Annotated in this window: 21 protein-coding genes; 4 read left to right on the plus strand and 17 right to left on the minus strand. The window is 45.5% G+C overall.

Going from position 1 to position 25,888, the window contains the following annotated elements; translation table 11 throughout:
• The first annotated feature begins 142 nt into the window (after positions 1–142).
• Positions 143–850, plus strand: a complete 708-nt coding sequence (gene arcA / locus V7R35_RS09285; protein WP_014996957.1) for a two-component system response regulator ArcA — start codon at positions 143–145, stop codon at positions 848–850.
• Between the two features lie 132 nt (positions 851–982).
• Here the strand turns inward: arcA and V7R35_RS09290 are convergent, their stop codons facing one another.
• Positions 983–4,099, minus strand: a complete 3,117-nt coding sequence (locus V7R35_RS09290; RefSeq protein WP_334014468.1) for a beta-galactosidase — start codon at positions 4,097–4,099, stop codon at positions 983–985.
• Positions 4,100–4,256: 157 nt separating this feature from the next.
• Here V7R35_RS09290 and V7R35_RS09295 point away from each other — a divergent pair, with 157 nt between their 5' ends.
• Positions 4,257–5,114: a helix-turn-helix transcriptional regulator gene (locus V7R35_RS09295; RefSeq protein WP_334014469.1), complete on the plus strand. Its 858-nt coding sequence runs from the start codon at positions 4,257–4,259 to the stop codon at positions 5,112–5,114.
• Positions 5,115–5,160: 46 nt separating this feature from the next.
• On the opposite strand, the gene pmbA is transcribed toward V7R35_RS09295, so the two are convergent.
• Positions 5,161–6,492, minus strand: a complete 1,332-nt coding sequence (pmbA, locus tag V7R35_RS09300) for a metalloprotease PmbA (protein ID WP_334014470.1) — start codon at positions 6,490–6,492, stop codon at positions 5,161–5,163.
• Between the two features lie 72 nt (positions 6,493–6,564).
• Between pmbA and yjgA the strand changes: the two genes are divergently transcribed.
• Together yjgA and V7R35_RS09310 are read left to right on the plus strand one after the other, a co-directional pair.
• Positions 6,565–7,122 (plus strand): ribosome biogenesis factor YjgA, encoded by a 558-nt coding sequence (gene yjgA / locus V7R35_RS09305; RefSeq protein WP_334014471.1) that lies wholly within the window; start codon positions 6,565–6,567, stop codon positions 7,120–7,122.
• A 69-nt stretch (positions 7,123–7,191) separates the two neighbouring features.
• Entirely contained in the window at positions 7,192–7,620 is a 429-nt protein-coding gene (locus V7R35_RS09310) for a hypothetical protein (protein ID WP_334014472.1), read from the plus strand.
• Positions 7,621–7,717: 97 nt separating this feature from the next.
• Here V7R35_RS09310 and tldD read toward each other — a convergent pair whose 3' ends face one another.
• From tldD to V7R35_RS09385, 15 genes are all read right to left on the minus strand, one after another.
• The gene (gene tldD, locus V7R35_RS09315; RefSeq protein ID WP_334014473.1) at positions 7,718–9,160 is read right to left on the minus strand and encodes a metalloprotease TldD; all 1,443 of its coding nucleotides are present in this window, start codon (positions 9,158–9,160) and stop codon (positions 7,718–7,720) included.
• Positions 9,153–9,971 (minus strand): carbon-nitrogen hydrolase family protein, encoded by an 819-nt coding sequence (locus V7R35_RS09320; RefSeq protein WP_334014474.1) that lies wholly within the window; start codon positions 9,969–9,971, stop codon positions 9,153–9,155. Before V7R35_RS09320 ends, tldD begins: the two co-directional genes overlap by 8 nt.
• Positions 9,964–13,932: a YhdP family protein gene (locus V7R35_RS09325; RefSeq protein ID WP_334014475.1), complete on the minus strand. Its 3,969-nt coding sequence runs from the start codon at positions 13,930–13,932 to the stop codon at positions 9,964–9,966. Before V7R35_RS09325 ends, V7R35_RS09320 begins: the two co-directional genes overlap by 8 nt.
• A 26-nt stretch (positions 13,933–13,958) precedes the next feature.
• Positions 13,959–15,425: a ribonuclease G gene (gene rng / locus V7R35_RS09330; RefSeq protein ID WP_334014476.1), complete on the minus strand. Its 1,467-nt coding sequence runs from the start codon at positions 15,423–15,425 to the stop codon at positions 13,959–13,961.
• Positions 15,422–16,012: a Maf family protein gene (locus V7R35_RS09335; protein ID WP_334014477.1), complete on the minus strand. Its 591-nt coding sequence runs from the start codon at positions 16,010–16,012 to the stop codon at positions 15,422–15,424. Before V7R35_RS09335 ends, rng begins: the two co-directional genes overlap by 4 nt.
• A gap of 33 nt (positions 16,013–16,045) precedes the next feature.
• Positions 16,046–16,522, minus strand: a complete 477-nt coding sequence (mreD, locus tag V7R35_RS09340) for a rod shape-determining protein MreD (protein ID WP_334014478.1) — start codon at positions 16,520–16,522, stop codon at positions 16,046–16,048.
• Positions 16,515–17,402, minus strand: a complete 888-nt coding sequence (mreC, locus tag V7R35_RS09345; RefSeq protein WP_334014479.1) for a rod shape-determining protein MreC — start codon at positions 17,400–17,402, stop codon at positions 16,515–16,517. Before mreC ends, mreD begins: the two co-directional genes overlap by 8 nt.
• Positions 17,403–17,439: 37 nt before the next feature.
• Positions 17,440–18,483, minus strand: a complete 1,044-nt coding sequence (locus tag V7R35_RS09350) for a rod shape-determining protein (protein WP_014947909.1) — start codon at positions 18,481–18,483, stop codon at positions 17,440–17,442.
• 299 nt (positions 18,484–18,782) lie between these two features.
• Entirely contained in the window at positions 18,783–22,517 is a 3,735-nt protein-coding gene (locus tag V7R35_RS09355; RefSeq protein WP_334014481.1) for an H-type lectin domain-containing protein, read from the minus strand.
• Positions 22,517–23,032: an agglutinin biogenesis protein MshP gene (locus V7R35_RS09360; protein ID WP_334014482.1), complete on the minus strand. Its 516-nt coding sequence runs from the start codon at positions 23,030–23,032 to the stop codon at positions 22,517–22,519. Before V7R35_RS09360 ends, V7R35_RS09355 begins: the two co-directional genes overlap by 1 nt.
• Positions 23,022–23,804, minus strand: coding sequence for a prepilin-type N-terminal cleavage/methylation domain-containing protein (locus V7R35_RS09365; protein ID WP_334014483.1), 783 nt, complete (start codon positions 23,802–23,804; stop codon positions 23,022–23,024). Before V7R35_RS09365 ends, V7R35_RS09360 begins: the two co-directional genes overlap by 11 nt.
• On the minus strand, positions 23,804–24,307 hold the full coding sequence (locus tag V7R35_RS09370) for a type IV pilus modification PilV family protein (RefSeq protein ID WP_334014484.1): 504 nt from the start codon (positions 24,305–24,307) through the stop codon (positions 23,804–23,806). Before V7R35_RS09370 ends, V7R35_RS09365 begins: the two co-directional genes overlap by 1 nt.
• Positions 24,297–24,758 (minus strand): type II secretion system protein, encoded by a 462-nt coding sequence (locus V7R35_RS09375; protein ID WP_334014485.1) that lies wholly within the window; start codon positions 24,756–24,758, stop codon positions 24,297–24,299. Before V7R35_RS09375 ends, V7R35_RS09370 begins: the two co-directional genes overlap by 11 nt.
• A gap of 1 nt (position 24,759) precedes the next feature.
• On the minus strand, positions 24,760–25,260 hold the full coding sequence (locus V7R35_RS09380; protein ID WP_334014486.1) for a type II secretion system protein: 501 nt from the start codon (positions 25,258–25,260) through the stop codon (positions 24,760–24,762).
• 24 nt (positions 25,261–25,284) lie between these two features.
• Positions 25,285–25,869 (minus strand): prepilin-type N-terminal cleavage/methylation domain-containing protein, encoded by a 585-nt coding sequence (locus V7R35_RS09385; RefSeq protein ID WP_334014487.1) that lies wholly within the window; start codon positions 25,867–25,869, stop codon positions 25,285–25,287.
• Between the last annotated feature and the right edge of the window lie 19 nt (positions 25,870–25,888).

A 25,888-nucleotide genomic window follows, 5' to 3' on the forward strand; every position in this document is an offset into this window, starting at 1 on the left:
TGAACTTTTCTTGAATTTTGTTGGCTAACCCCAATACCTTAACAGTAAGAATATTCACAAGTTACTTGCAATCAAGTACATGAATATTAGAATTTAACCAGTTAGTTGCTTAAATCGTATTTTAGAAAGAGTGTAGAACACCATGCAGACGCCAAATGTGTTAATTGTTGAAGATGAAGTGGTAACACGTACCACGCTTAAAAGTTTATTTGAGGCGGAAGGGTACAATGTATTTGAAGCCGAAAACGGTGATCAAATGCATGACTTCTTCGAGAATCACGCAATTAACTTGGTGATCATGGATATTAACCTACCTGGTAAGAACGGACTTATATTAGCGCGCGAAGTTCGCGATCGCAAAAACGTAGGTCTAATCTTCCTAACAGGCCGTGACAACGACGTAGACCGTATTCTAGGTCTTGAAATTGGTGCCGACGACTATTTAACGAAGCCGTTTAACCCACGTGAACTTACGATCCGCGCTCGCAACTTACTCTCTCGTACTACTAACTCTTCAGAAGATGATGATTTACCAAGCCGTGTAAGCTTTAACGGTTGGACGCTAGACGGCGACAGTCGCTCTTTAATTTCACCTAACGGTAAAGAGTTCCGTCTACCGCGCAGTGAGTTCCGTGCATTACACCTATTCCTTAGCAACCCAGGTAAAATTCTTACCCGCGAGCAGCTTATTATGGAAATGACAGGCCGTGAACTTCGTCCTAATGACCGTACTGTTGACGTTACTATTCGTCGTATTCGTAAGCACTTCGAATCAGATCCGACAGATGAAGAATTGATTGTAACTATCCACGGCGAAGGCTACCGCTTCTGTGGTCAGGTTGACGGCTAACACTAGAGTTAGCTCTAACGGTTGAATCAACTTCTAGGTTGAAGCAACAAACTTAATAAAAGAAAGCCGCTGTTACTATGAAGTAACGGCGGCTTTTTTATGCGTTCTTTTTCACGCGTTCTTCTTTACACTTTAGGGTGCGTTAAACACAACATTGTAGCTGTATTCCTTCTGTTCAAGTAAAAACGCTTTGTGCGTACTTGGGCTCCAAGAGTCATCACCGCCCACTCCCATATGAGCATGGTCGATATACACAAATACGCAGTCTTGCGCAGTTAAATCGCTAGTATGCTTTGCACTATCTAATTGGGCTTGCCCATATTCACTTACGCTGAAGTGAAACGTGCCAGAAACTGTTAAATTCCCCACATTCAGCCACTGATTATTACAGCGCAACCCGTTATCGGTTGGGAAAATATAGCGCGTTTGCATATCGCGTAACGGTAATGCGTAGTGACCGAAGCGAGTGGCAGCAAGTCTGTCAGGATAATTCTCATGTGGCCCTAGCCCTTTCCAACTTACACTCATTTCACCAAGTGCGTCTTCTCTCGCTGAAGGCACCGCGGTTTGCAATCCAATTCGTGGCATTGGCGGCAGGCTATCATCAAGCAACACCGATACGCTTAGGCTCAATTGCCCCAGTGTATTAACTACATAGCACCACTTAGTTGCAGCAACACGCTTATTGGCATGTTCATAATCAAATAACGCTGTTATACGCACATCGTGCGTGCCTTGCTGAACATCAATACTTGTGCAAGTTCGCTGCCATTGCCCTACCCCTGCACGGCGCCATCTTGATTCCCATGCGTTCGGATCAGGGTTATCTACTTCGCTTACCCCTATGTCGTTGTCTAGCGGTGCTCTAAAGAAACTGTCTTCTAGAGGCGCAGTCAACACATCGCTATCAGCATGTACCCAAGACGTTAGTAATCCCGTTTCGCTATTGAAGCTAAAGGTATTGTCTGCTGCTCTGATGTGCAGCATTACAGCGTCGGTGGTCAATTCAATGCTATCATTACGGGCTTGTGCAACAGCAATGCTAGTAAACCCTCCAATGCCTGCTGTGTTTATTAATGGCAGTTGTGCAGTATCCGAAACATGTCCTGCCTTTGCCCACGATGTGTCTTTTACAAGTTCTACATCAATATTTAAGTGATAGATACAGCCAGGCTTACAGATAAATGATGGGGCTATAGATAGCTGCTGACTTCCTTGCGGCGGTACATCTAATACTGCTTCTCCACTCTCTACAGCATCGCCATCTTCCAACACCTGCCATTTCAAACGTTCGTTGTCGGTAGGTCTGAACAAATAGTCGCTGGTTACTGTTAAAAGCAACACGTTGTTTTTTGCCTGCAATGCGAAGCTTAAGTGCTGCTGGCAGTATTTTGCTTCAAATAAATGTGGATGTGGTGTTCTGTCGGGAAACAACAGGCCATTTATACAAAACTGTCTGTCGTTTTCGGTATCGCCAAAGTCACCACCATATGCCCAATAGGCCTCACCGCTGTCGGTATGCTTAGTTAACCCTTGGTCTACCCAATCCCAAATAAACCCACCTTGAAGACGAGGATAGGCTTTAAATGCTTCCCAGTATTTATAAAAGCTGCCAAGACTGTTACCCATAGCATGAGCGTATTCGCACAAAATAACAGGGCGATTTTCGCCAGGCATAGACAGCCACTTTTTAATGGCCCACTTTGGCACTGCGTCATCTTCAATATCGGTGTCTACACGAGCATACATGGGTGCAATAATGTCAGTTGCGGTGGTGTCTGCGCCGCCTCCTTCGTACTGTACAGGCCGTGAGGGGTCAAACGCCTTGGCCCAACCGTACATGGCATTATGTGTTGGCCCGTGACCACACTCGTTGCCCAAAGACCAAATAATAATACAAGGATGATTTTTGTCTCGCTCTACCATTTGCGTAAAGCGCGCCATGTAAGCTCCCGCCCACAAAGGGTCTCGCGAAAGACGCCCCATTGGAAACATGCCGTGGGTCTCGATGTTCGCCTCATCGACTACGTACAAACCGTATTCATCACACAGCTCATACCATTTTGGATGATTCGGATAATGTGCTGTTCTTACTGCATTAAAGTTGTTTTGCTTTAACAACTTTATGTCTTCCAGCATATCATCTTCATTTATGGCGTGGCCTTTGGTTTGATGGTGCTCGTGACGATTTACACCACGAATAAGTACTGCCTTACCATTTACCAATAACTGCCCGTCTTTCATTTCAACGGTTCTAAAGCCCACGTTGTAGGCTTCAACGTCAACCACGTTTTTGTTTTCATCTAGTAGCGATACCACAATGCGATACAAGTAAGGTGTTTCTGCGGTCCAGTGTTTGGGCTCTTTCACTGCCAGCTTTTGAAATATCACGTCATCCCAACCGCCTTTTTCGTCTATGCGCTTATTGTTGGTACTCGCGATGTCCTGCTCTGTTACTGCGTTGTCGCCATCGAATAGTTGCACGGCAACGTTATAGCTAGAAGGGGCTTGAATAGCCGTTCGCACACTTATTTCACCATCTCTGTAGCAGGCATCAAGAGAAGGTGTTACAAACACGTCTTGAATGTGGTGTACAGGTTTTGAAACCAAATTAACATCACGAAAAATACCGCTTAGCCACCACATATCCTGATCTTCAAGATAACTTCCATCAGACCAGCGTATAACCATCACTGCTAGTCTATTTTCCCCTTCATGTAATAAAGGCGACAAATCGAATTCGGCTGGTAGCCGGCTGTCTTGCGAATAACCTACATATTCGCCGTTGCACCACAGGTGAAAGGCGCTGTTCACGCCTTCAAACACAATATGATTTTGCTTCGCAAGCTGTGTTTTACTAACGGTAAATGTTTTTCTGTAGCAGCCGGTGGGGTTTTGTGCTGGCACTATGGGCGGGTTTACTGCAAATGGGTACTTTACGTTGCAGTAAATGGGTTTATCGAAACCGTTTAACTGCCAGTTCGACGGCACAGGAATGCTAGTCCAGTGTGTTGCCTCTTCACTCTCGAGTGTTTCAGCAGTAAAGTTTTCAGGCACTTGCTCTGGTGCATCGTATAACCTGAAATCCCATAAGCCATTTAAACAGGTCTTTTGTGCCTTCGTATTGTGAATTGCATCGTGAAGCGAAGTAAACCCGTGAAGCGGGCTATGCGCATTAACTCTATTACGCTGATACACCACTGGGTTTTGCCAATCATTTTGAGCAACAACGCTTGCCACGGTTTTCATAGTTTATCCTTCGCTTTTCACATCAACAGATGCCTACAACACAGCAATGTGAGTTGCGCCTGTTTGTTTTAATTTGCTTAGGTGAAATATAGCCAAAATAGTCCTATTACTTTATGCTCTAAACTTTCAAAACTTTATCCAAAAATCTCTTTTTATAATGAAGCCCAATTTTCAAGACATTGTAAACATAGGCCCGCAGTGCTTTGAACGCTTTATTGATAGCACAAATGCGCCAGAAATTAACATTTACGACATTGAGCTTGCCGGTTGCTCAAATTTATCAGGCGACTATGTTGTAGGGCGCGTAACGCCGCCAAACCATACGCTGTTTTATTCCTTAAAAGGCACCGGACATTTTCGAACGCCCTCAGCAGAATTCAGCCTTACTCAAGGGCAACTTATATTATTGCCTGCACAGCAGAGTTTTGAAGTAAGCATTGCCTGCGAACAGTGGGATATTATTTGGTTAAACTTGGCTAATACTGAAAGGTGGCAGGCACTACCAAAAGCAAAAGCACTAGTGATAGAGCACTTAACGCTTGAGGGTTTACACCACGCTATGGAGCTTTTGTATTTAGAAAGCCGAGCTGAAAACCGACAACACGCCATGCACATTGTAATGCACTATCTTGAACAGGTGGTAAAAACGCAAATTACCAATGACGCCAACACACCCCATGCCAAAACGCGGCATGAGTCACGGCTACACGCCTTATTTTCTAATGTAGACAAACAGCTTCAATTTAACTGGAATATGCAAAATTTAAGTGAGCGCGCACACTATTCAGCTGCGCATTTACATAGGCTTTGTTTAAGTACTTTTGGCAGAAGCCCAATGCAGCACGTTATTCACTTGCGTATGCAGCGTGCTAAAAACCTGTTGTCTAGCACCCAGTGGCCTATTTCGTATATTGCGAATTATGTAGGTTATACAAGCGTTTTTACGTTTTCGAAACGCTTTAAAAAGTCGATAGGTGTATCGCCTAGCGAGTACCGAATAAACAGCGCTCGCTAGGCCAGTTTAGCAATAGCCTAAAAGTACGAAAGAAAATAGACAGTTATTAACTGCCTGCAATTTTCATTTGATTGATAAGTACAGAACCCGTCTGAACGCTGCCACGCACGTCTTTTTCGGCGCCGATAGCCACAATAGAACTGAACATATCGCGTAGGTTTCCAGCAATTGTCACTTCATGAACCGGGTACTGAATAATGCCATTTTCAACCCAGAAACCAGCGGCGCCGCGAGAGTAGTCTCCGGTAACGCCGTTAACGCCCTGCCCCATTAGCTCGGTAACTAATAAGCCTGTACCCATTTCTTTCATTAGTTCAGCGTCGCTGTGGCCTGTGTCGCCTACCAGCCAATTGTGAATACCACCTGCATGGCCATTAGATTTCGTGTTTAGCTTACGTGATGAGTAGGTTGTATATAGATAGGTAGCTAAGCGTCCATCTTCCACGATGGTCATATCTGAGCAGGCTACACCTTCATTGTCGAAACTTGAGCTTGCTAAACCACTTTTAATAAACGGGCGCTCTTCAATGTTTAACCATTCAGGAAAAATTTGCTTCCCTAAGCTATCGAGTAAAAAGCTGGAGCGACGATACAAGCTGCCACCACTAATCGCACCAACGTAATGCCCGAACAAACTAGACGCTACATCACGATGCAGGATAACAGGAACGTTTGCGGTATTAATTTTTCTAGCACCTAAACGCTCAACGGTTGCTTTTGCTGCTTCTTCACCTACTGCAGCAGCAGACTTTAATAGCGGCGCTTGGCGGTTTACTGTGTAAGCGTAGTCGCGCTGCATGTCCTCGCCTTCTGCACCTATTACCATGCAGCTAAGCGAGTAGCGGCTGCTTGGATAGCCAGCGTTAATACCATGCGTATTGCCGTAAACGCGCATACCTAAGTTTGCATTGTACGACGCACCGTCTGAGTTAGTGATGCGTTTGTCGTAATTCATTGCAGCGGTTTCTGCTTCAATGGCCGTTTTAATGGCTTTCTCGGTATCCAGCTCTTGTGGGTGATAAAGGTCTAAATCGGGAAATTCGGTGGCAATAAGCTCTGCATCTGCCAAACCTGTGCAAGGATCTTCACTGGTATAGCGCGCAATATCTACGGCTTTTTCAACGGCCAGCGTAAGCGCCTCTTTGCTTAAATCGGCAGTAGACGCACTGCCCTTGCGCTTGCCTACGTAAACGCTAATTCCTAGGCCACCGTCGTTGGTAAACTCAACGTTTTCAACTTCTTGCATACGTGAAGAAACGGCAATGCCCTGCACTTTTGACATGCTAGCTTCGGCTTGTGTTGCACCTTTTGACAGGGCTAATTTCAGTACATCATCTACGACATTTTGAATGTCGGCTAACTGCTGCTCAATTTGCATAGTAAGTTTCGCTGTCTTAATTCGACTGTGATAGTTACAATTTAGCTAAAGTGTAACACTAATGAGTTTGAAATGAGTGATCAGAAACATAATTCTCCTGAAGATCCTTACTTCGAAGATGCGCAAGCAGATGAGTTCGAAGAGGAAGAGTTAGTCAGTAAGACTGAGCTTAAACGCCAAGCTAAAGAGCTTCATAAATTAGGTGAAACCTTGGTTAACCTGACAGACGCTCACATTGCTAGCATTCCTATGGATGAAGAGCTAGCCGATGCTGTAGCAATAGCGCGAAAGGTTAATAAGAAAAAGGACGGCTATCGTCGTCAATTACAGTTTATTGGTAAGGTTCTACGCCAGCGCGATGTAGCGCCTATCGAAGAAGCGCTTGCTAAAATTACGCACCAACATCAAGCAGCTAATGCTGCGTTTCATGCGTTAGAGAAAGCCCGTGAAGCGGTTATAGAGCAAGGCGACCCTGCTATACAAAAACTTATTGAAGAGCACCCTGAGCTTGACCGCCAGAAGCTACGCCAATTTCATCGCCAAATTAAAAAAGAGCGCGAAAAAAATGCGCCACCTAAAGCTTTTAGAGAGCTTTTCCAATATTTGAAAGACGTTATTCACGAAGAATAAAAATAATCTATAACGTGATCTGAGCGCCTAGGAAAGGGTCGAAGGCTCACCCAATAAAAGAGGGGTAGTATGAAAATTTTTTCTAACCCTAATGCAACGTTGAAAAGTAAGTATGGCCAGTACCAAATTGCTGTTTTAGGCAATGTAGTTGGTGTATCGGCTGAAGGTATAGCCGATGGTGCAGCCATTGAGCGTTACGCGCGAGATATGATGGAAGTGGTTAATAGCTTTGCGGGTAACCACTGGGCGTTCTTAGGCTTTCTTCATGGCTCGGCCCTTCTAACTAAAGCGGGTGAAAAAGAACTTCAACACTCTATCGAGTGGCGCGCTAAACACGGGATGGCACTTGGTGCTCTGGTCATTGGAGAAACCACAGTGCAGCCATTAGTGAAGTCTCAGTTTCAGAGAATATACGACAAAGCAGGTTTAGAACTTGGTGTATTTACTGACGAACAAGACGCTATGCAGTGGCTTGAGGGTAAAGGCTTTAAGGGCTAGCCATTTAGCAGATTTATAACAAAAAAAGGTTGGGCATTTGCACCAACCGTTTTTATTTATCAGCAGTCTAAGCCGAACTATACCGAGTTTTGCTGGGCTAGGCCGTACCGCCCACTGTTAACTCGTCAATTTTAAGGGTTGGCTGTCCAACACCTACCGGTACGCTTTGACCATCTTTTCCACACACGCCAACGCCTTTATCTAAAGCGGTGTCGTTGCCAATCATAGAGATTTTCTGCATCACTTCAGGGCCATTACCAATAAGGGTTGCTCCTTTTACAGGCGCGGTAATTTTACCGTTCTCGATTAGGTACGCTTCGGCGCTAGAGAATACGAATTTACCTGACGTAATATCTACCTGACCGCCCGCGAAATTAGGGGCGTAAATACCTTTGTCGATAGACGCGATAATTTCTTGTGGGTCGTGCTGCCCTTCCAGCATGTAGGTATTTGTCATTCGCGGCATTGGCAAATGCGCATAAGACTCGCGACGACCGTTACCCGTTGGCGCAACACCCATCAGTTTGGCGTTGTGTTTATCTTGCATGTAGCCTTTTAGAATACCGTCTTCAATAAGCACATTGTGAGCCGTTGGCGTACCTTCGTCGTCAACTGACAACGAGCCGCGACGGTCGCTTAGCGTGCCATCATCTACCACGGTTACGCCTTTTGCCGCCACACGCTGACCAATGCGACCACTAAACGTTGAAGCACCTTTTCGGTTAAAATCGCCTTCAAGGCCGTGGCCTACCGCTTCGTGCAGTAATACGCCTGGCCAGCCGTTACCTAACACTACAGGCATAGCACCTGCTGGAGAAGCAACCGCCTGCATGTTAACGCGTGCCATGTGCAGCGCATCATCTGCTAGGGCCTCGTAGTAGGGTTTACCGTCTTCATCATTTTGGAAGAATGAATAAGCATAACGACCACCAGCACCTGCTGAACCACGCTCACGTCTATCGCCCTGCTCTAGTAATACAGAGCAATTCAAACGTACTAATGGGCGAATGTCGGTTGCTAGCGTGCCATCGCTGCCAGCCACTAGAATTTCTTCATACACACCACTGAGGCTTACCACAACCTGATTGGCCGAAGGCTCTTGCTGACGAATATAAGCATCTACAGCTTTAAGCAGTGAAATTTTTTCAGCGTCTTGCATAGCAAGAATAGGATTATTTTCGCTGTAACGCGCCTCAGCAGGCTTTTGCCCTAGTGCCGACACTTGCTGTGTGCCACCACTTGGCGCAATACCTCTGGCTGCTTTACACGCTTTAGTCAGTGCGTCTTCACTAATTTCGTCTGAGTAAGCAAACCCTGTTTTTTCACCGCTTATTGCACGAACACCTACGCCGCGTTCAATATTGTAGCTGCCTTCTTTGATGATACCGTCTTCAAGTACCCAGCTTTCATGCTGGCTTGATTGAAAATACAAATCGGCATAGTCCGTGTCGTGGCGGTGGATAGTGGCAAGCGCCTTCTCTAGCTTGCTAATATCTAGTCCTGAGTCGGATAATAAATGACGCTCAACAGATTTAGACAAAATGACTCCTGAATCGGTTATGTTCGGCAACCGGCATATTCTGTTTAATGGTTTCTCTTTCTGCAATGGTAACACACGTTTGCACTGCCCCTAATTCATGTGCTTGTTGGGCAAGCGTTTCGCCCCAAGGCGACAATACCAAACTATGTCCGTAAGTTTCACGACCGTTCTCGTGAACACCTACCTGATTTGCTGCTACCACAAAGCACTGCTTTTCGATTGCTCGTGCCTGTAACAATGCATGCCAATGCGCTTCACCAGTACGCTGTGTAAACGCTGCTGGTAACACCAAAATGTCGATGTCGCCCATTGCAGTAAATAGCCCTGGAAAGCGTACATCATAGCATACGGCTAACCCAATGTTGCCAATTGGCGTTTCTACGGCAACAACTTCATTACCGGCCAACGTTGTTGCCGACTCTTTATAGCTACCCGTATTGTCGTTTACAGACACGTCGAACATATGAATTTTACGATAGTCAGCCAGTACATCGCTATTGGGGCCAAATAGCATACATGCCGCAGAAAACTTATCTGGGTTACTGGTAGCAACGGGGAATGTGCCCGACACGATGTAACACTGATATTGTTTGGCTAAGCGTGCTAAATGCGACTGAATAAGGCCACTGCCTTTCGTTTCCGCTATCGCCAGCTGCCCTTTATCTTTACCACCAAAGCAAGCGAAACACTCTGGTAGTACAACTAAGCTGTTCTTTTGAATGTTATTACTGGCCATCAGTGCAGACACAGTACCGAGATTCTCTTGAACACGTGGCGTAGATGTCATTTGCAGGGCAATAAGATTAACCATCTATTATCTCCATCTTCATCATTTGCACATCGTCTTCAGTTAACGGTCTGTCTTGTGAGTTTGACGGTACAGGCGCGTTTTGCGCTGGCAAGCTTATATCTTTGGCATTGCGCTCTACCTCATCAAACTTTGGCTCTCGTATTGTGCCGGTAACGCGGTAGTTAACGTTAGATATTACTTTTGCCGATGTCAGTACTTGGTCAATAGCTAACGCGGCAAGTGCTGTTGGCGGTGTTGCGAGGAAGTACACTAATACCGGCAGGTTTCCCGTTACATTGGGTGCAAACGACACATTGTAATTCAACTCGCCCGTTCCTAAGTCTGTGTACCCTACAATTTCAATTTCACCGGCGCCGCCATCAATTTCGGTATCATCGGTGTAGGCCTTACCATTTACTACTTTTAGCGTTCCGCCCATATCATCGTAGAAGAACCCTTTTGCGAAAACGTCTCTAAAATCTAGGCTTAGCTTTCTTACTAATGAGTTTAAGCTAAACAAGGTAAAAATACGTGAACCTTGGTCACTAAGTTCAGTTAAGTAACCGTCTGATAGTGACCACGTTACGTCACCATTTAGCTTTGCTAAGCCGAAGTTAAACGGAGAATCTTGCCAATTAATGTCAAAATTTACATCGGCACTAGAGTCTTTAATGCCCGACTCAACGCCGAACTCTTTCAACATTTGCCCCACATCAGGCGACGTTAAGTTACCTTCGATGGCGCTCTCGCTGTTTCCGTTTACCAATGACCAGTAGCCGTTAGCGGTAATACTCGTCTCAGGCGAGCGCACGAGTAATTGCCTTATCTTCAGTCCAGATTTTACCTTGTCAACATCCAGCGTTACCTCACCAAAATCGATACCGTGCACACTGCATGTTTGACAATAGAAGTTAATTGGCGGCAATGTTCTAGGGTCTATCTGATAGGGCGATGTATCTGTGTTTGTTAACCCAGCGACATCTTGCACACTAATAGCATTGTCATCTGGTTTATCTAACGACAAGTAATCGGCATTAATCTCTATGCCCTGCGCGTCTAAATCACTGTTCACCCGAATAGTGGCTCGGGCTTGCGCCGATGCAACATCTAAAATCCAATCTTTATCGCGCTCTGCAGCACTCATCTCAACATTTTCAATGGTGTGTCCTGCAAAGCTTAAAGTATCAGCGCGGGCGAAAATACGCGAAGGCGTGCTAAAAATACTTTTATTTTGCTGGGCATCGCTCTTGTCACTACTGATGGCAAAATTATTAGATGATTGCTTATCAAGCGCTTTCCCTGTCACTAGCATATCAACCGTACTAAACCATTCCTGCACGTCAGCATAAGGCAGGTTTGCTGCAATACTAAAACCAGTTCCTATATTAGTTAAGTCGCTCTCACCAAGTGCTAAATGTGCCCGCGAAAATTGCATTTCCTCGTGAGGTAACACGCCGGAAAAGCGAATATCATCGCCCAATGTTGCAAATACCGAAGACGCCTTAGCGTCGCCTTCACTGCTAATGCGAAGCGGCAAACTTGTCCCCGCTGGTGTGTCAAATGGTGCTGGCAACACGCTTTGTGTTGCCGTTAAGTCGGCGGTCAGTTTTGCCCTGTAAGCAAAATTGTCTTTAGACAGTGTCATTGACACATCGGTACGCCACGTCGTCTCACCATCAATATATTGAATTAAGTCGGTGTTTACGTAGTTGGCCAGCGGATGCACATGCCACTTGCCACCTAGTGCTACATCTAACGAATAATCTCCGTTCTGTCTGCCTCTAAACGACAGTGTAATAGGCTGCTGTAAAAACTGCGCTTGCAAAGAAGTCGCATCAATATTGCCATTCACAAACTTGATATCGCCAACCGCATCATCAAATTGCATGCGAGTGCGAGAAATATAAATTGGATTTTCGTTCAAATGTGCTGTGCCAGACGCTACCACTTCTTTCCCTTTAAGCGGGATATCAAGCTTTATGTCCGCAGAAAGCGGGCCGCTAACCTGCACTTCATTTTGAAGAATATCACCCAGTGAATTTTTTATCGAAGAGTCCATCATCAACTGGGTAAGAGCTTCACCCGTGCCTACGCCCGTTGCATATATTAGCAATCGAGAATCTGGCTTAAAATTTGGTATGGCAGCCGACATATTGCTTATTTCCATGCCGCCTAAAGTAGCAGTGGGGCTTTCCATAACCAGCGCGTTATTTACAAAATACAGCGAGAGATCTAGCTGATTAAGCGCAGGCCAGTCGGGAGCAAATAGAAAATCCCCCTGTTTAATGTCTACGTAAGCTTGAAAAATGCCTGTGTTGTCATCAAACGGAAATTGACTTGGTTTGCCGTGCCACAAAACACGAGCTCGCTCTATTTCGCCGCTTCCATAAAAAGCGCGCGTTAAATAATTATCTGTATTCCTGCCCATTACCGCACTGGGGAATAACTCGCTCACTTGGCTAAGCGCTAGTGGGTCGACATCGACATACAACTCCATAAAAGACGTCGACGCGTTCAGCTTAAACTGAGGCTTAAGGGTGACGCTGTCAGAGTCGAAAAGAAGCCCTTCTCCTTTAACAATCCAATGCTGCGAATTGCTGTTTTCTATCTGTTTTTCTTCTGCAAAAGGGCTGTCACGATATATAAAGAAGTTGCCTTTAAGCGTGTTGATATTGACGTCTTTTTTAATGATGCCGTCGGCATAAAGCGTGCTGTTTGAACTACTTAAGTAAACCGCGCCGTTGTTTTTATACCAGTATAAATCGGCATCTAAAGAAGAAAGACCAGGGGTATTTCTGGCTTTAGACCATTGCAAATCTACCACTTTTGCCGCCAAAAGCGGCGCGCCGCTTTTAACGCTAAGCTGCAATGTGGCTAACTCACCTTTGGGGTTTAAGGCACGAATCTCATCTTCGCTGGTATCGTCCATAAAAAGAGGAAGCAGCAGTAAGAACGGATTAATTTGAACTGGTTTAACCGTGTTAATGAGTACATCGCCATTTGCACTAACACTGCCTACTAAGTCGGTGGTAAGCGACTCGTTACTTGAATTAAGCACCAGTTGGTCGACACGCACGTTCCAGCCATCATTTGTTGGTAGCGCCTGAATACTGCCACCCGTAATGCCTGTTACGGTTTTAAGTTCGTCATCACCCCACTGCAGTAAGCTATTATTCAACTTTGCCTGTACCGAAGTAATGTTATTGTTTTTGAGATTTGCCCATAATTCGAAGTTTGCTCGGCTTTGCGCAAGCGGACGTTTTGTGGCAATTAAATCACTCACCCAAGGCGATATATCTAGGTCTTCACCTTTAGCGTAAAACACACCTTCAAAGTCTTCATACGTACCGGTTACGTCAATAATAAACGATGCTGAATTGGCAGATACATCCGCCAACTTCATCCGTCCAAGACCTTGGTGACGCTCGTCAAAGTTATTCCACGACAAACTTTCAATATCAAATGAATTCGTACCGCCTGCGCGGTTAACTGACACGCTTCCTTCTTCAAGCGAGAAGCTTTGTAGCTGTTGTAAAAACAGCTGTTCTAAGGCTTTAACAACGGGGAAATTATTCTTTTGGTCACCGGCGAGCCTATCGGCATCAATATCTAAATGAAGGCCACGTAATTCAAAGCGGGGAGATGACAGTAGGCGCTGACGAATAGATTGCCAAAAGTCGACTTCCACGTAAATTTGACGAATATCGAGCGCCACTGGAGACGCATCATCTTTTGCTAAGGATACGTTATTTAAAACAATGCTCGGGCCATCCTGTTGCCACACCGCATAAACACTATCTATTGATAGATTTACACCGTATTGCTCGTTGATATAGTTTTCCAACAAGTGTTTGTTGTTCTCGATATGCGGTAGCGCGTAGCGAGCTGCACTTAATATCAGCGCGAATAAAACCAGCAATACGGCAAGAAGTAGCCAAAACTTCTTAAGCAGATAAGCGGCTACTGACGAAAAATTTGTCACACTTTGCCTTTGTATAAGTTAATGCATTACATCATAACGACGTCGTACTTATCCTGATTGTACAAAGTTTCGGTTTGTACCTTAATTTGTTTCGATACAAACACTTCCAGTTCGGCCAACATGTGTGATTCCTCGCCCATGAGTGCCTCGGCCACTTTTGGCGACGCATACACCACAAACTTATCAGCGTCATAAGCGCGATTTACCCGCACAATTTCACGCATTATTTCAAAGCAAATGGTCTCGATGGTTTTCACGGTACCACGGCCTTTACAGACGGGGCACTCTCCACACAAAATATGCTCAATGCTTTCACGGGTTCGCTTGCGGGTCATTTCAATTAGCCCTAATGCGGTAAACCCATGAATATTTATTTTGGCTCTATCCTTGTTTGTCGCTACCTCTAATGAGTGTAAGACACGTCTTTTGTGGTCTGGTTCCATCATATCGATAAAGTCGATAAGGATCATTCCCCCCAAATTACGCAGTCTTAGCTGACGGGCAATTGCCTGTGTTGCCTCAATATTGGTGTTAAAAATGGTTTCTTCTAAATTACGATGACCAACAAACGCACCTGTATTGATATCAATGGTCGTCATGGCTTCAGTCTGATCGATAATTAAATATCCACCCGACTTTAAATCAACGCGACGTTCTAGTGCGCGCTGCGCCTCATTTTCTACGTCATACAGGTCAAAAATAGGTCTGTCGCCTGTGTAGTATTCTAACTTGCCATTCATCTCTGGCACATATTCTTTAGTGAACTGATGCAGCTCTTGAAATGACAGCTTTGAGTCGATGCGAATTCGATCTAATTCGGTGCCTACAAAGTCTCGCAAAACACGCCTAGCAAGAGGCAAGTCTTCGTAAAGCACATTAGACTTGCGGCGTTTCATGCGCGACTGAATTTTATCCCACAGTCTTCGCAAAAACGCTGCATCAGACTGCAGCTCCTCTTTACCAACTCCCTCTGCGGCAGTTCTTAATATAAAACCACCGTTTTCATCACAAAACTCTTGTACCAGCGACTTCAAGCGTTCTCGTTCAGCTTCTTCTTCAATTCGCTGTGATACGCCAACGTGAGTAACCGACGGCATAAACACCAAATGACGACTTGGAATAGTGATGTCGGTAGTCAGTCTTGCGCCCTTCGTGCCGATGGGATCTTTTACCACTTGGACTACAATGTCTTGTCCATCGCGCACAAGCTCTCGAATATCTTGTTTCTGTATGTTGCTGGCAGAAAATTCTTCTGCTATTTCGTTGTGAATAACAATATCTGAGGCGTGCAGAAACGCGGCTTTTTCTAGCCCAATATCCACAAATGCCGCCTGCATTCCTGGCAGCACACGACTTACCTTTCCACGGTAGATATTACCCACTAAACCGCGTTTGGTATGACGCTCAACGTGTATCTCTTGTAAGATCCCGTTTTCAATTAGTACAACACGCGACTCAGACGGGGTAACGTTAATCAGCAGTTCAGCACTCACGACACAACTCCAAAAGCATTGAGTAATTGGCGGGTTTCATAAAGCGGAAGACCAACAACAGCACTAGCGCTGCCATTAATTGAGACAACGAATTCTCCGCCAATTCCCTGAATGGCATAGCTACCTGCTTTATCGGCAGGTTCTCCTGTTTCCCAGTATGCGTCAATTTGGGCATCCGTCAATGCCGCAAAAGTAACAAAGGTATGAATTATCTCGGTTTGCTGTTTACTGTTACTCAAAACGCTTATCGCAGTGAGCACTTCATGGGTTTGTGCCGATAGCATGGAAAGAATGCGTTTTGAGTCGGCTTTGTCCTCAGGCTTACCAACACTTTCTCCGTTGAAAGAGATCAGCGTATCACTGGCTAGAATTACCGTATCGTCAGTCATTTCACCTTGTTCAATAAGACGCTGTTTTACCGCAAGGGCCTTCTCGCTAGCTAAACGCTCTACCAGTGCTTCAGGTGTTTCACTGGGTCTCGGCGATTCATCAATATCGGCAGGTAAAATGCGATGTTCAATGCGCATTTGCTGAAGTAACGCAGTACGCCTAGGTGACGCCGATGCTAACACTACTGATTTGGTCATGGTATCGCCCTACTGGTAAACGTATTGAAAAGCTTAAGAGATAGAGAATTGACGGCGCGTGCGACGAAGCAACCAAAATACCCACGGCCACAGCACCATAGAGGTGATTACAGGCCACAAATAATCTATTTGAAAATAGATATTGGTAAGTAGATGCTGTACCCAAAATGTGAGCAGGTGATACAAAGATGAAAGTAGGCCAATAATAATCGCTTGTTGCCAAACCGAATAATTACGCAAACGCTGATAGTTTGCAGCAAGCACATACACACACATGCTTAAACCAAGGCTGTGTATTCCAAGTGTAGTGCCTACCAACACATCAACCATTATGCCTGTGATAAACGCAACGCCTACGTTAACGCGGTGCGGAAGTGCCATACTCCAGTACGCCAATACCACCAACACCCAGTCAGGTCGATACACATCAACCTGAATAGGTAACGGTACTATTTGTAAAACAAGGGCAATAAGAATGCTGGTCCAAATCACGAGGTTACGTTTACGCATCGTTTTCCTCGTCGGTATTTGTGGTGTTTTTTTCTTGCGTGTTGTCTTCGTTCTCTGCGTCTTTAGAGTTCCACAGCAAAAGTAGATGCCTTAGCCTGTCTAGATTTGCCAAAGGCGATACAATTACGCGGGCAAATGGACGACTTTCATCACGAATAACGCGAGTCACCTCAGCCACAGGGTAACCTTCGGGAAAAACATTCCCGAGCCCTGAAGAAATGAGCGTATCGCCCACTTGAATATCTACGCTGTGAGGCACATGCTCAAGATAAAGTTCGTTTAAGGTACCGCTGCCTGTAGCAATAAAGCGGATATCGTTTCTTAATGAACGGACAGGTATTGCATGTGTTACATCGGCGATAAGCAACACTCGACTGTTAGTCGACCCGACTTCCATTACCTGCCCCACAATACCTTCATTGTCGATAACAGGCTGTGATAGGTAAACGCCGTCTATTGCGCCTTTGTTAATTACCACTTGTTGGCTGTACGGATTTTTATCTACCGCCATTAGCTCAGCCACCATCTTACGAGCCTCGGTTCTCACCGGTGCCTGGAGAAGTTCTCGTAGCTGGTTATTTTCTTTTGCCAGAACATTAAACTGCTGCAGCTTTTCGCTCATTAACAGCAGTTGATTGTTTAATTTCTGATTTTCAGCCAGTAGATCTTCTTGCGAAGTAAGTCGTTGCGCACTCTCACTTAGCATTAACCCAGGCAGGTTTGCTAAATATTGCAATGGGCTCATAAGAGAATTGAGGTATACCCGCGTCGACTTAAAACCATCGAGTTTGTGATCAACAAATATCAACAGCACCGACAACACAAGTGCCAGTGTAAGTCGGTTGTTTAGCGATGGTCCGCGAGTAAATATGGTGTCCATTATACAAATAAGGCAACCTTAAGGTTGCCTTTCCTGCTTATTCGTAGCTAAACAGGTCGCCGCCGTGAAGGTCAATCATATCGAATGCTTTACCTCCACCACGTGCCACGCAGGTAAGAGGGTCATCGGCAATAACAACCGGAATACCTGTTTCTTCCATAAGTAATCTATCAAGGTCTTTAAGTAACGCACCACCGCCGGTTAGCACCATACCGCGCTCAGAAATATCTGAAGCCAGTTCAGGTGGCGATTGCTCTAGGGCTACCATTACCGCAGACACAATACCCGTTAGCGGCTCTTGAAGCGCTTCTAATATTTCGTTTGAATTCAGCGTAAAGCCGCGAGGAACACCTTCGGCCAAGTTGCGACCACGTACCTCAATTTCACGCACTTCTTCACCTGGGTATGCGGCACCAATTTCATGCTTAATACGCTCAGCGGTTGCTTCACCAATAAGTGAGCCAAAGTTACGGCGAATATAGTTGATAATAGCTTCATCAAACTTATCACCACCAATGCGAACTGATGAAGAGTACACCACGCCATTTAGTGAGATAATAGCAACTTCTGTTGTACCACCACCAATATCAACAACCATAGAGCCCGTTGCTTCTGATACAGGCAAACCCGCACCAATAGCTGCGGCCATAGGTTCGTCGATAAGGTAAACCTCACGCGCGCCGGCACCTAGAGCAGACTCTTTGATAGCACGTCTTTCCACTTGCGTTGAACCACATGGTACGCAAACCAGAACGCGAGGGCTTGGGCGAAGAAAGTTATTGTCATGCACTTGTTTAATAAAGTGCTGAAGCATTTTTTCTGTTACGTAGAAATCGGCAATAACACCATCTTTCATTGGGCGAATAGCGCGAATATTTCCAGGGGTACGACCAAGCATACGCTTAGCTTCTGCACCCACTGCCGCCACACTTTTTGGCCCCGCAGCACGCTCTTGACGAATAGCTACAACAGAAGGTTCATTAAGTACAATACCTTGGTCTTTAACGTAAATCAGCGTGTTAGCTGTTCCGAGGTCGATGGACAGATCGTTAGAGAACATGCCTCGAAGCTTTTTAAACATGAAGAGTGTATTCCTGTTCTTGTGTTAACGCGTTTTTGCAAAGGTGAGATGGCGACGCTTTAACGTGAAGTCGATATTTATTCGCACACTTTAACAATGGGGGCAAATTTGGGCAAGTAATGGTGTAACTTACCGTTAAAATATCTTCATTTAGCGCAACTCACTGCTTTGCACAACGCTTCCCTGGTCGACACAGTGAGGACTACATGTAGACCAAAAGGTTCAATATTTAACAATGCTAATTTTATGACGATAAGCTTGTCATTACCCCCATAGCGCGGTAGCGCTTAAGGTGTATGTTAGTCGTTTCCTACGCGCTCGCGTTTGTAAATAATATCGTCATTGCCACGGTATACGCCGAACGTTACCGTCGCTGAGGGCGACTCATCAGCATCACCATCTTGATCCCAATCCCAACGCAGCCACTGAGGAACCTCGTAAGTTACCGAAAAGTTTCCTTCACCGTTAGGAGATGACAAACGCATACCCTCGCGCCCTGCATAAGCACCTTGCGATAAGGTACTTCCTGTTTGACTTGAGACTAGCTGCCCTGTCGACTCATCAATGTCGTTATGGTCGAAAGTAGAGCAGCTGTCGGCCATATTAATTCGCCAATCGTTACCATCCCAATATTGGGTTGTCATGGGTAGCAACAGCGACTCATCGACACTGCCATAATTGTTGGTTAACGTGGCGCGCCCATAGGCAAAGTTAAGACTTGATTCGATAAACGCTAAACAAGGTGGCGTACAGTAACTACCGTTGAACGTAGCACCTTCAAGCTGCGCCGAATCTAATTCAAGAATTAGCGACGCCCCCATGTATGCACCATCTAAGCTAGCATCGGCAAGTCGGCTCACGGCAATATCGGTATCGGTGAAATCTATGCGCCCCGTCACGCCAGACTGTGGCCACGTAACGCTATCTACATTCACCAAGCGGTTATAAACACTACCGCTGTGTTCCATTTGCATGTTATTTGCGTTTAATTTATCAAAACCGCCGAAGTAATTGACAGTTTTGGCACCATTCTGATTAACAGCTTGAAGCGTGTAACTGACGCTATCTAATGGCTCATCAAAATAGGTGAAGGCGCTGGCTACATCACATGCAGGGGTCACGTCGCCACTTAATATGAAATTAGAAGGCGCAAAACGACCTACATTACTCATTTGCCCTTGCACTGTGGTAGACGACAAATAGTTGCTAGAAGCATTAATATTAATAACCCCTACTTCGTCGTAATCCACCGTTGTATTTACCTTACCTTCATCAGTGAACACCACGCTGGTGCCCCCGGACAACGAACCAGTAACGCCTGATGCCGGAAGCAGCGTGGTTGGAGTAAGTTCAACTGTGCCCGAGAAATGTTCTGCCGTATTGTTGTTTAAAAGCGATGTAAAATCGTCTGGCACGCCATCGCTGTCACCATCCTCACCTGCTACCCACTGTACCGTGCGTAAACCCACCACAAAATCTTGCCCTGTTAGCTTCAATAGCGAGCCATTGGCGTTAGCTGCGGTGGCATTTGGGTTTATATTGGTACCGGTGTCATCAAGCACTTCTACAGCGATACCGAAAGGGCGCACTTTAAAAATATTCGACGAACCCGCAATGCTGCTTCTTTCACTCAACTCTGCAGTTAATGAAATTTCGCCTGCGTCAGGATACTGCACTGAAAATAATGCTCTTGAATCGTCATCAAAATACACTGGCACAGTTGTGGCAGAAAGGCCTATTTCTGTATCGCTATTGTTATTTGAAAATACCAGCGAGTTTGAGCAATTGCTTGAGCTTGCGCAGTTGTAGTTAAGTTCAACGTCTACGGTTTGGTTACGCAGTAAATCGGTGTTACCGCACGCCTCTATGGCATACGTTTTTGCATTAAAGCCAGCGTCGGATGGCTTGCCAGACAGCTGCGTTACGATGGTTTCGTTTCCATCACTAATGTTTGAAAAAACTAAACCATCAGACTTAAAGTTAATTTTGCAGCTGTTAAGTGCAACCTCGCTACCTCCAATAAAGCAACGTAGCTGCGACGACGGTGTTTCACCTGATGTAGCTAGGGTTGGATCTTTACCTCTGAGGCTTTCTATCGTAAGCGACGTTTGCCCAATAAAATTCACGCTATCACCAGGAGACCACACGTAGTCGTTTCCGTTTGTGGGAACTAAGTTAACTGTTGCCTCTTGGGAGTAAAGCAAATCACAATTTACATCGGCACAGGCTTTAAGCGTCACTTCTTTTGCTGCACAGCTACTGCCTAAGTTATCAGCCATTTCAAATCGGTAATGGTTTAGCACTTCAATAACATCACGCCCGCAAATACCTGGAATATTGTTGGGAACTTCATTCGCAAGAACGCTTACGGCAGCATTAGCCGTAACGCCACCTCCGGCGGTAAAACGACCCGAAATGGTTTCTCCGGTTACGTTTACAAAACTAATATTGCCTGTAGCAATAATGATGGCATTTGGGTTAGTGCCGTCAATTATCACATCACCGTCTACGTATATCGCAAGGTAAGCGCCATTTTCCACGGTAATAGAAGCATTAACCATTGAAAAAATGGTAGAGGTGTTGACGACACCTCCAGGATCGGAAACATATATACGCGTAGGTGCTTTCACTGTGTACGCGCCTGCCGCCATGGTTACCACCTTGCGGCTGAAGAAATAGTCTCCTGCTAAATCACCAGCTTCAAGCTCAGGACCACTGTCATCTATAGATATCGTGGGAATAGCGCGAACTTGTGATGCGCTTAATGCGTCTGTGTTTGATGGAAAACAGGCTACTGCATTTTCGCCACATTTTGGAAAATTAGGGTCGCTTTTATTAACATCACTGATAACGTCGATAGTGGTTAAAACGCCGTTATTTTCATCGAAGATTCTGCTGTTAGACCCAAGATAAACTGTACTACCGTTAAATGTTGCAAGCGCCCCAGGAAATGCCACATCACAGCTTGGTAAATCGCCGCTAAATACAAACTCAGAGGTCATAGCAATAATGCTCGCCTCTTCTGCGGTATGGTTTCGTTCTGAATCTAAGCTTCGGTCTTCGTCAACTCTAAGGCCTATTCTATTATTATTAATACCACAGCTTCTTAACCAACCGCCGTCTTGTCCGTTGCGAGTAATCTTGCTCGCTGCCACAAGTGGGGTTTGATTATACTTATTTTTAAAGTCATTCCTGAAGCAGCCATCATCCCACCCCTCTATAAGGGTTTCGGCGAAGTGTGCCTCCCACTCTACTTGCAACCCATTGTCATCGAAAAACGATCTTCCTGACCCCGCTGTTGTTGCCATATAAGCTATGGTTTCATTGCGCGTTACTTCTTGATAAAAGGTTTCTGAAGCTTCCAACGCGATAAAGTACGCTTCATTCAATTGAGGTACAGGTGGCACTAAATTGCTGCCCACGTTATCGTATTTAGCGGCAACGGTTAAAAAGGGTAATAAATACGTATTAGGAGGCGTTTTGCCATTGACGTCCACCTGATTATTCACTGTTTGAAGAGAGTGGAAAAAAACGGGCTGCTCGCCAAAATCAGTAATTAAGGGCACCTGAACATAACGCGACTCATCACTACCCGACAGTTCAGGAGTGCCAAACCATGGCGAATTTGGCGACGCTTGCACTGCATTACTCCCCACATTCATTTTTCCCACTTCAACAATGTCGCCATTGGGAAATTCATGAACACCATAGGCAATAGCAAGGTAATGTCCGCCCATTGTTATATGGGGGCCATCTTCACCAGATGGCTCTAGTGGCAGTGCTTCAAAGCCCGTACGCGTTACATTTCTTATTTTTACGATGGCGGGGTTATTACCTTGGTTGGTCGATAACATAAATACTGCTGGCGGTTCATCGTACACCTGAGAAAAGCTTATGGTGGTCCACTCGGCTTTATTGTAGGTATTTTGAAGCTCTATAAAGCGCCCTTCAATTTGCGGTACAGCGAATAGCATACGAGACACAAAAACGGCGATGGCAAAAACGACTAACTGAACAGGTGAGATAAAACGCATTAATTTTCCTGCCTTACTTCAACAACAACACTGCGCGACGTAGTTAGCTGGCCACTTTCGCACACCGCAATAGATTCTAGTTGATAAATGTCGACTACGCCCGCCGGCACTTCAGGCTCGTTGACGTCGTTCTCGATGGCACATGACAAATTAAACGTACAGTATCCAAAAAGACTGACTTGGATATGGGGTACATCGGCACATTTTTTATTCAGTGTATTTCCACTACCATCCTGCATCCTTGTTTCGGTACTTATCACTATGCTTCTTACCGCTAGCTCCATTCCACTTTGTGCAGCAAGGTAAGCTTGGGCACCAAGGAACTCAATAGACTGCTGCCGCACATTCGAACTAATTTGATTTGATAAGCCAATGCCAAGCCCCAATAACACAAGACTTATGATGACAGCCACGATAATGGTTGAACCATTCTGTTTTTTTAGCGATTGCGGCGCGCGTCTGAATTTGCGTCTACGCTCGTTGCTGTTTAGTTGGTGCGATGCGTTAAGGAACATTGGGGAAGTGCACCTCATGCAATACTGCTAACTGTTCATTATCACTGCCGTCCAACGTCATTTGCAGCTCAATAAGACCATTTTGACGCAGCCCTGCCGTTACTACATTTGCATTCCATTGCGATACACCCGTTACCAATAACCCTGAAACGCCGCTTTGCGTTCTTACCAATGACTCACCTTGCGCGGTGGTTTGTCGGCAAACGGTCACTGGGGGTTCAGGAACAAAAAAACGCTTGCCAGGTGATGTTTGTGTAACCGGTGAATTCAAGGTGAAATCGTATTGCCTTGCACTGCTTGGCGCATCAGCAGCAACACTAATATTACTTATCGTTCTGCCGTTATCAGTAACGCTTTGAGGGCTTGTAGGGTATACCACCAATGTGTCGCCAACGTTTACTTGGCTATCGAAAACTACCGTATGCATCGGATTATCAAAGGCATCATTTACATAGGTGCCGCTACTTTTAATGGGATAGTAAGTTAAGCAACCAAGTGTGGCATCGAAAGACACTGAATTAGGCACGATGTTACGTAGCTCTTTTTCAAGACGCAGTATAACGAAACGCGCATCGGCAACCAGCCTGCCGCGCTCAGCACCCGAGATGTAAATTTGTGTGCTAATTGAAATAACCTGTGCAATTGAAACACTGATTATGCCTAGAATAACAATAACCAAAATGAGCTCAATTAGCGTAAAGCCACGAGCTTTCGAGCCTTTGTGCGCCGAGTTCATTTGCGCAAAGAACTTAGGTTTTACGTGCTTTGGCATCAATAGCTACCTCGATAAGCACTAAAGCGATATATTTGGCCGCCCGGTACGGTTACCGCTAAATCTACACGCTTGAAGGTATCGCCGTCAGACGCGGTGGCAGTATTAAAGTCACTGTCATACTCTACCGCAACGGTATAGCTAAAGCCGGCGTAAACACCACCCACGTCAGTAACGCTGAAACCATTGTAATCATCTACATCGTCGTAATTAGCCTCGCTGGCCTCTTCAGGCCCCAGCGTTGATGAGCACGTGCCTTTTTCATTGCAGGTTTCAAAAGGTGGGCCGCGATCGCTGCCTTCATCAAACGACCGACTTAAAATATCATTCATTAGAGATTGGCCAAGCTTAGCGGCTTTGACCTCTCGAAGCGGCTCTGCAGTTTGGGCCGCTTGTGGCGCAATTAAAGACAGCACCAGCGTTAGGCTAATAGTAAACACCACAATGCCTACTACCAGCTCTAGAAGGGTAAAACCTTTGTGCGTAGCTGCGTTAACACGCATAAACCGCACCTTCTTGTTCTAAACAAACCGCAAAGCTGCCTACCGTTATGCGACATGTACCAGCACATGCAATATTGGTAGGCTGGCCTAAATTATTGAATTGAATTTGCGAAAACGCATCGCTGTTTTGATCAGACGTTACAAAGGTGTAGTCGGTACCAGCACTGCTTATAACTTGGTCGGCATCAAAGCTCGTAGACAATGCTTGAGCGCAGTCGTGAGAAGCAGGAGGCGCAATAGTGGTAGCGGTAATTTTTACGCAGCTGGTGTCGTTAACGTTTTGCATTGCACGAAACTGCATATTGCGTGTGAACTGCAGCACACGGTCACGCAGTGCAATAGCTTCTTCCGCATCATTGCCTAGAAAGCGGGGCGTGACAGTGACTGCCAACACCCCAATAACCAAAATGGTTATAACAAGTTCTACAAGTGTAAAACCGTGTTTATTCACATTATTGAACGCAAGTGTTCACAGTGATTACCGGGCGAACGTCTGCTGATGTAGTGTTGGTATACTCAACAGAACATGCTGCGCCAGCAGCGTCCGGTGCATCCGTTGCATAATCACCAAATGCCGTTGAATAAATAAGAATTGCGTCTGGTGTACCGGTAATAACAGCAGTACCAAACTCGCCGCCGAAGTCAGCATCAAGAATAGACGTAAAGTTTGTATCCGTTGCCGCATCAGGATATCCGAATACGGTTGTAACGTTAGTTGGACCTACATCTACTGTACCTGTGCCACCAGTTTGGCCAGCAATGAGTGCTTTACCGTAAACAACAGATGACGCTGATTCTAGCGAGCCCGCAACACCTTGTAGCACTGCATCTCTTGCGTCGTCTTGAAGGTTTAGAAACCTAGGTGCAGCAGTTACTGCCAAGATACCAAGTAGTACAATAACAATGATTAGTTCGATAAGGGTGAAACCCTTTTGTGTCGATAGTTTTTGCATAGCTTTACTTCCTAATAGTTATTTTTAAAACACTGAGACCTGGCCAGTGGCAGGGTTATAAATGAATCCATCGTAAATGGTGCCGTCAGGGGTACCATTTGCAGGCGCTGAGTTATTGGGTAAGCCCATTGATTCAACAAGGTAATAAACACAAGATATGTTCACACCGGTAGCATCGGTGCGCACTAAATATCTAAATTGCACTACATCCGCGTCATTCGTTGAAATCGTGTTAGTAGGGGACGACTGTAAAATAAGGTCGAACACATTTTTGCACTCTTGCTCATTCATTGCCGCCACAAGTGTACTGCCATTTACACTACCCGTTGGGTAGCCAATGGTACCGTCTACACCTACTAGTGTTTGGTCGTAAGTAACAACGGTGCTATTGGCCCCATTGTTATTGCTTGGGCGCCCTTCCACTTCCCATTGCGCACGCACTAAACCAACGGCCGCAGCAAAGCCACCTGCAACGCCTTCAACGCTAGCTTCGCGCGCTTCGTCAGTAACATCAATAAAACGCGGTAGTGCCGTTGCAGCCAAAAGGCCTAATATAATCACTACTATAATTAATTCTATTAGCGTAAAACCTTGTTGTCTTACGTTCATATGTTCTCCTTAAGCGCCC

Origin of the sequence: Alteromonas sp. S167 (assembly GCF_036864375.1) — a bacterium.
Lineage (GTDB): Bacteria > Pseudomonadota > Gammaproteobacteria > Enterobacterales > Alteromonadaceae > Alteromonas.